This is a genomic window from Paraburkholderia madseniana (genome assembly GCF_009690905.1).
Taxonomy (GTDB): domain Bacteria; phylum Pseudomonadota; class Gammaproteobacteria; order Burkholderiales; family Burkholderiaceae; genus Paraburkholderia; species Paraburkholderia madseniana.
This window is the reverse complement of sequence record NZ_VOSW01000200.1, coordinates 1-6612: the sequence shown is the minus strand read 5'-3', so window position 1 is coordinate 6612 and position 6612 is coordinate 1. Positions and strand designations below refer to the sequence as shown.

Below are 6612 nucleotides of genomic sequence, written 5' to 3'. Positions count from 1 at the left end.
GATGGCTACGCGGCCTCGCACCGCGCGGTGCGCGAGATGAAGGCCGATGGTTTGGTGCCTGAAGACACGAAGGTCCGGTCCTCAAAATATCTGAACAACGTGATCGAACAGGACCATCGCCACATCAAGTCCAGAACGTACGTAATGCTTGGATTCAAGCGGTTCAGGAGCGCCACGACCACAATTTCAGGTATCGAATTGACACATCGCATTCGCAAGGGCCAGTTCGACCTCACGGAGCTCGGCCTCAAGGAGGCTACTGCGCCCGCCGTATGGAATACGGTCCTGCCCACTCGATAAGTTACCCTTCCTATAGGCAACTTCTCAACCTGCTTTCCTATTTGCACCAGAACCGTCCTGTCCGATGTAGTCATCGATACATTCGGGAAGTAGTGCGACCTGCTTGCGGTCATCGCCTTCAACAAATCGCTTCATGAGTCACCCGGTCTCAGTGCGTTGATTCAGTTTAGGCGATCAATGCGTTTCCACACACTCTGGGTCGATCACCGTCATTCGAACCGGTAAGTCGCTATCTCCTCGGCTACCGCACGCGGCAACGTCGTGCTTCATTGTCCAATTGCCGAGCTCGCGGCAAGTCAGTCGCGCGAATCCTGTTGCCCTGCAGCGAACACTTACGCTTAACCAGGTTTTCCATTCCACTACGCTCAAACGCCAAAGTCCGCGACGCGAGCCTGCCCGGCACCGCGCCCCTGAAATGTGGTCATGAATTGAACTGCGATTCCGCTGAATGAACAGTAGTATTTATCATCCTGTCAAACTCTGACCCATGGCACGAAGAAACCGGCCGCCCGGAGCACAGCAGGGGGCAATTCCGGCGCGTTCAGGTTCCATCAGTCGCAGGTCGCTAGTGCAAATCGTCAGATAAATAGGAATGCGAATCAAATCGAGCGCGCAAATCTGCCGATGGCGGGTTGACGCTGGTCCGTCGCTGACCTATATTGGCCGGGTAGTTCGATTCGGTCCTGTCGTCATGGCAATAAATGCTTACTCACGTCGAACCGAGCGGGTACTTGTACCTGTCCTTTCGACCCCATCGTCCACGCCCGAAGCACCGTTCGCGTTTTCGTATGACGGAAGGTTCAACAATGGGCGATGAAACCACACGTGACCCGATTTTTCCGGCAACCTGCGTGCGCTGCGGCGGCAGGGTTTCGGAGGCGGTTTCTTTCTGTCCGCATTGTGGCGCGCATGCGTGGCTTGCGTTCGGCGATCGTGCGTGGACGAAGAAGCCCGATGTAGCCACGGCGAGCGCAGCGCACGCGCGTGCGCATGTTCCGCATGACAAGCTGCTGTGGCCGTCGCAGTCGAGACCCGTGTTCGCGTCGGCCGATGTCCATCCATATGGCCACACGCGCCCGCATTCGCTTGGCGGTGCCCGCCATTGGCGATTGAAAGCGAGCGTAGCGCTGGCGTTGCTGGCATGCGTCGCCCTTTATGGCGGAGCGGTGCTGTTGCACCGGGATGACTCCGCCACGCGTGAACAGCAGACGACGTCGAGCACGGTGGAAGGCAGCGTAACGACAGATGGCGTGAGCCAGGCTAACCAGGGCTCCGCGCCGCCGCAGGTGCCGACGATGGTCCAGGGCCCCAGGGCGACACAAGGCTCGATCACGCCGCAAAGTCCGACGGCGGGGCAAGACCCGGCGACGGCCGCAGCTGTCGCGGCAGCGGCGATCGCTTCTTCGACGGCGCCTGCTGCAGCTGCTTCCTCGGTGGCGTCCGCGCAACCCGTTGCGCCTGCGATCGCGGATCGCGAGACACATTCGCAGGACGAAAAAGCCTCGTCACCGAGCTCGACAGCGAGCAACAAGGGGTATGGCGACAGGAATCACAGGCTGATGGCGCTCGCGCTTGCGCGAGCGCACAGCGGTCTCGAGAAAAATGATCTGGCTATGGCCCGATCAGGGATCTATTGGGCGCTTTCGTTGCAGCCGGACAATAGCGAGGCACTCATGCTGAAGCAGGATTTGCTCTCGCGGCAAAAGGCGCGTGATGCGGGGTTGCACGCGGCTCGCATCCGATAGCCTCCATAGCGACGATGTAATTCGTGATCGGGAGCGCGGCACGTTCGCCGGGATGATCAACGCCACGCGCGTGGGCGCCGCTTACCATCACGATGTGCCTTTCGATAACTCGCCCATTCGACGTGCTAACCAATATCCGTGGAGGGCGACACGAAAACGCTCGGGTCGCCTCCGGAACACGATCGGGCGGACCAACCACGACTTGAACGAGCCGACATGGCCCCACGCGTTCGAGCAGCGCTAGCAACTCGGCGCGTAATGCCCGATAGCCTGGCAGCCGCGCCACGATCCCAACGGAAAATTTCGCCTGCGGTGAGTATACGGGGACGCATTTCGATGCGCCGGTCCACTTGCGAAGCGACGTCACTTATTGAGGCGCGTTACTGAGCGCTTTGGCCGCTCGGCAACGCGCTGTACACCGCTCAGCCTGACTTCTAGTACGCGACCTTGAAGGTCGGCGAATCTTCCGGCCGGCTGCGTCGGCGATCGTAGATCCGGGTGGTGGCAATGTTAGCGTGCCCCAGCCATTCCTGCACTTTCGCGATGTCGGCCTCGTGGTCGAGCGCATTGGTCGCAGCGGTCGCACGCAGACTGTGCACTCCAAAGCCCTCCACGCTGATCCTGGCCTGCGCCGCATACGCGAGCACGCACTTGTACACGCCATCGGCCGTAATGGCGTTGCCGGTTTTCCGGATCTGCTGAAACAGCGCGGCGTCCGGTGTGATCGCGTGGCCGGCCGCTTCCATGTACGTGTGGAGGCGTTCCGCGCTTGCCGGATGGAGCGGGACGTAACGGGTCCTGCCGCCCTTGCCGTGCACGCGCAGATGCGGCACGCCGCGGCGGTCGTGAATGTCACGGACCTTCAACAGGCACAGTTCCTCGCGGCGCAGCCCGTGATACAGCAGCACGGCCAGCATTGCACGATCACGCTGTCCCTTGAGTGTGGTTGGATCGGGCGCATCGAGCAGGGCGCGGGCCTGATGATCACCGAGCGCCGGTGTTTTGCTCTCGTGGCTGTCGACCTTCGGGCGCTTCGCGCCCTTGACCGGGCTGAAGTCAACCGCATTCCTTTCGCACAGGTACGCTGCCCCAGTCCCACCAGTCACGATGGTGATCCAGCCGTCTGAGCAGTTTTCGGCGCATTTGCTCCCGGTAATAATGAGCGGCGACGAACACGGTTGCCATCGCCAGCACGAACGAACCCATCACGAATCCCACTGCTTCACTCATCGGAACCTCCCTTGCAGAACTATCGGCTTCACTGCAGGTGCTGCCCCCCGTTGATTGCGATGTTGGCGCCGGTCACGAAACCCGCTTCGCGCGAACACAGATAGAGCACGAGTGCGGCGACCTCGTCGGGCTGTCCGAGCCGGCCGACCGGAATCTGCGGAATGATCTTCGTCTCGCGGATGTCCTCGGGCACCGCCATCACCATCTTCGTCGCAATATAGCCGGGCGAGATCGTGTTGACAGTGACGCCTTTTTTCGCCACCTCGAGCGCCAGCGATTTCGTGAAACCGTGCATGCCGGCCTTTGCCGCCGCATAGTTGGTCTGGCCGAACCCACCTTTGGAGCCGATGATCGACGACACGTTGATGATGCGGCCCCAGCCGCGCTCGACCATGCTGTCGCACACCGGCTTCGTCATGTTGAACACCGAATCGAGGTTGGTGCGGATCACCGCGTCCCAATTGACCTTGTCGAGCTTCTTGAAGCTGGCGTCGCGCGTGATGCCGGCGTTGTTGATCAGGATATCGACCGGTCCGACTTCCGCTTTGATCTGCGCCATGCATCTTTCGCACGAGTCGTAGTCGGCGACGTCGACCGCGTACGCGCGGAACTGTCGTCCCTCGGCTTCCATGCGTGCGAGCCACTCGTTCGCACCGGTGTTGCCGGGCGAATAGGTGACTACGACTGCATAACCGGCGTCATCCAACTTGATGCTGATCGCCTCGCCCAGTCCACCCATGCCACCCGTTACTACCGCGATCTGCTTTGCCATCGAATCGTCCTCACAAATACCAGCGGCGTGCTCGTCTGGAGCGACACTGCCTTCAGTCAAAAATTGGATGCATTGAAATGCCGGATTCTTATCCAAAATGAATAAAAGGAATCCTACATATATATATGGAACCGATAACGCGGGCATCGCTGCCCGCGTGAGTCCTAGCGCTTCGCGCTCGCGGCTACGGCAGCCGACTCGGCGGCGCTACGTTTGGCGGCCTTGGACGCTGAGGCCGTGACGGCTTCGAGATTGGTCCCGGCCATCTCCACGGCCTGTTGCCCCGTCTTCTGCAGCGATTCGTACAGCGTGGTGGTGGCGCTGATCGCGGACTTCCATGCGGCGATCGCCGCTTCGGAACCCGCGGGAGCACTCTTCGCCGCGTCCTCGACGAGTGCCTGAACCTTAGCGTTGTAGCGTTCGTATTGCGACTGTGCGAGTTGCGCGACCTCGGCCTGAGTGGTTGACGCGATGTCGAAGAGTTGACGGCCGTATGCCAGTGACTTCTCCGAAAAAGGCGCGGTGAAACCGGCTTGCAGCGTGAACCACTGCTGCGGGTCTGTCGTGGCGGGCGCCTTCGTCAGGTTCTCCTGCGATTCCGCCAGCGCGGACCTGACGACCTGCAGGTTCAGAGCAATCAGTTTTTCGACGCCTTCAAAGACCTTGCCGGTCAATCCGAAGAATGCGTCGAGGCTGGCCTTCTGCGATGCGGCGATTTGCTCGGGACTCGATAGAGCCATTGTTGAAATTCCTCAGGATTCAGTCCGCCGCGCGAAACCCCGATTGACCGGATGTAGCACGGCGAATGGCGATGATGGATGGACCGAAGCGCAAGGACGCCTGCCAGGCAGCATGCGTCGCGAACACTTCGGAGGGTCGTTACAGCAGGAGGCACTACACATTAAAGTCCAACAAAAGCTTACTTCGCTTACTTTTCTTCGGCGCGCTCGCGGCGTGATGCAGCGGCACCCGCCGTAATTCCCTAGCGCCTACGCGCGACGGCTTTGAGAAGGGAAGCGCCTTCGCTTGTGACATGAGGACGAGGATGGCCCGACGCGAGGCGTTCCAGTGCTATGAGTTGACGCTCCAGCAACATATCGAGTTCAGCACGGCCCAGTTCGATCTGATCCGGCGCGTCCTTGATGAGCATTAGGGTGGCGAATTCATGGGGACTCAGCATATCGTCTCCTCCATTTAGTCTGTCTGCGCCGCAGGCGTTAATTACCTTCTCTGCGGCCGAGTGGCAGCAAATATTTCCTCGCCTTTGCGAAGCGCGTTCAGGAAATCCTTACGGAGACGTCATCATAACCGCACAATTTTCAATTGCAATATGCGAAGTACACTTTTGATCTGTCTGTTTATTTAGTCTGCATATCGACGACAACGCATTGCCCTCGCCATGCCGGTGCGGAGGCCATGAAAGCCTTGACTGGCGTGGCCCAGGTCGATCTGGCCGCGCACCCGATGTCTGAATTGGCAGTCCAATCAACGGCACCGCGCAACGCCACCAATTCATATTTGAATGCGCCGTTTATAGGCAAGCATTGTCTTTTTCAGAAAGGCCGCTTATAACCTGTTATTGAGAAACATTTATTACATCGCATGCGAATCGCTTATTTTCAGAATTCTGACCAGCGAAACGGCTCACGAAGCATTGACTTCTCCCGCTGTTGTGAAGGGCCAGGAGATATCGGCAAAACCACATCGGCTCGTTGCACTTTCACCGGCTCTGTCAACTTGGCGGCCGTCGACTGCCCGTGTTGCTAAAGCGTAGGTATCCGTATCAGATAGCTTCCTCGAGTGCGACAGTAACAGTCCAACCATGCCATGTGGCGAAGCGTTCTTTGAGTACGGCACGATGACATGCCGCGTTCATTTGATGTCTGGGCAACGCGAAGTGCTGCCGGATTGGGCCGAAGCATGAGAGGAATGCCTGCGTGCGATGCGCATCGCGAAAGCCGCACATCTGGCGTTCGCGCCTACGGGTCGGCTGATGGCTGTTCTCGGCACGGTTGTTCACGCGTGCAGCCGCTTGGACGAAGACGTGCTTTACATGAGCGAGCTCGGGAATGTCAGCGTTTGCTGCGCGATAGCTGCGCAACTGGTCGGTAACGATCTTGCGCGGCAGCGGGTTTGAACGCAGCACCCGCCGGAAGAAGCGCTTTGCCGCAGCCTTGTCGCGCCGCTTTTGCACCAGCACGTCGAGTTCGGCACCATGCTCGTCGACCGCTCGCCACAACAGATACGGCTCGCCGCGCAGCGTCACGAACATTTCGTCCAGATGCCATGTGCTGCCCGGCTTGCGCCGCGCCGCTTTGGCACAATGGGCGAATCGAGCGCCGAACTTGTCGCACCAGCAACGGATCGTTTCGTATGTGACCACGACACCACGCTCAAGCAACAACTCCTCGATGTCGCGAAGGCTCAGGCTGAACCGGAAGGCAGTATGACTTTGCGTGAGGCAAGGGCTGGCCCGCCGTGGGGAAACTGAACGCGGGTTAGCATTGCTGTCAGAGCCGCACGGGCGTGGACTGGGCCATGCCCCGGCGATTCCCTCCACGGAGG

8 protein-coding genes and 1 pseudogene are annotated in these 6612 nt (G+C 59.6%); 3 read left to right on the top strand and 6 right to left on the bottom strand.

Annotated features, from left to right (window positions below):
- The coding region (locus tag FSO04_RS44670) for a DDE-type integrase/transposase/recombinase (RefSeq protein WP_154567748.1) at positions 1-300 on the top strand (300 nt) is incomplete at its 5' end.
- A gap of 806 nt (positions 301-1106) precedes the next feature.
- Complete coding sequence (locus FSO04_RS44665; RefSeq protein WP_154567746.1) at positions 1107-2045, top strand: zinc ribbon domain-containing protein; 939 nt, start codon at positions 1107-1109, stop codon at positions 2043-2045.
- A gap of 434 nt (positions 2046-2479) precedes the next feature.
- Here the strand turns inward: FSO04_RS44665 and FSO04_RS44660 are convergent, their stop codons facing one another.
- From FSO04_RS44660 to FSO04_RS44645, 5 genes are all read right to left on the bottom strand, one after another.
- A complete protein-coding gene (locus FSO04_RS44660) occupies positions 2480-3151 on the bottom strand; it encodes a tyrosine-type recombinase/integrase (RefSeq protein WP_233465449.1) in 672 nt (223 codons plus the stop codon).
- The gene (locus FSO04_RS46735; RefSeq protein WP_166618389.1) at positions 3102-3275 is read right to left on the bottom strand and encodes a hypothetical protein; all 174 of its coding nucleotides are present in this window, start codon (positions 3273-3275) and stop codon (positions 3102-3104) included. The genes FSO04_RS44660 and FSO04_RS46735 overlap by 50 nt, the downstream gene beginning before the upstream one ends.
- A 28-nt stretch (positions 3276-3303) precedes the next feature.
- Positions 3304-4047 carry an acetoacetyl-CoA reductase gene (phbB, locus tag FSO04_RS44655; RefSeq protein WP_154567744.1) on the bottom strand — a complete coding sequence of 248 codons (744 nt, stop codon included), beginning with the start codon at positions 4045-4047 and terminating at the stop codon, positions 3304-3306.
- 164 nt (positions 4048-4211) lie between these two features.
- Complete coding sequence (locus FSO04_RS44650) at positions 4212-4787, bottom strand: phasin family protein (protein WP_154567742.1); 576 nt, start codon at positions 4785-4787, stop codon at positions 4212-4214.
- A 242-nt stretch (positions 4788-5029) separates the two neighbouring features.
- Positions 5030-5227 carry a hypothetical protein gene (locus FSO04_RS44645; RefSeq protein ID WP_154567740.1) on the bottom strand — a complete coding sequence of 66 codons (198 nt, stop codon included), beginning with the start codon at positions 5225-5227 and terminating at the stop codon, positions 5030-5032.
- Between the two features lie 236 nt (positions 5228-5463).
- Here FSO04_RS44645 and FSO04_RS44640 point away from each other — a divergent pair, with 236 nt between their 5' ends.
- Complete coding sequence (locus FSO04_RS44640; protein WP_154567738.1) at positions 5464-5619, top strand: hypothetical protein; 156 nt, start codon at positions 5464-5466, stop codon at positions 5617-5619.
- Between the two features lie 211 nt (positions 5620-5830).
- Here FSO04_RS44640 and FSO04_RS44635 read toward each other — a convergent pair.
- A pseudogene (locus FSO04_RS44635) lies at positions 5831-6487 on the bottom strand (IS6 family transposase); the annotation flags it as partial.
- Between the last annotated feature and the right edge of the window lie 125 nt (positions 6488-6612).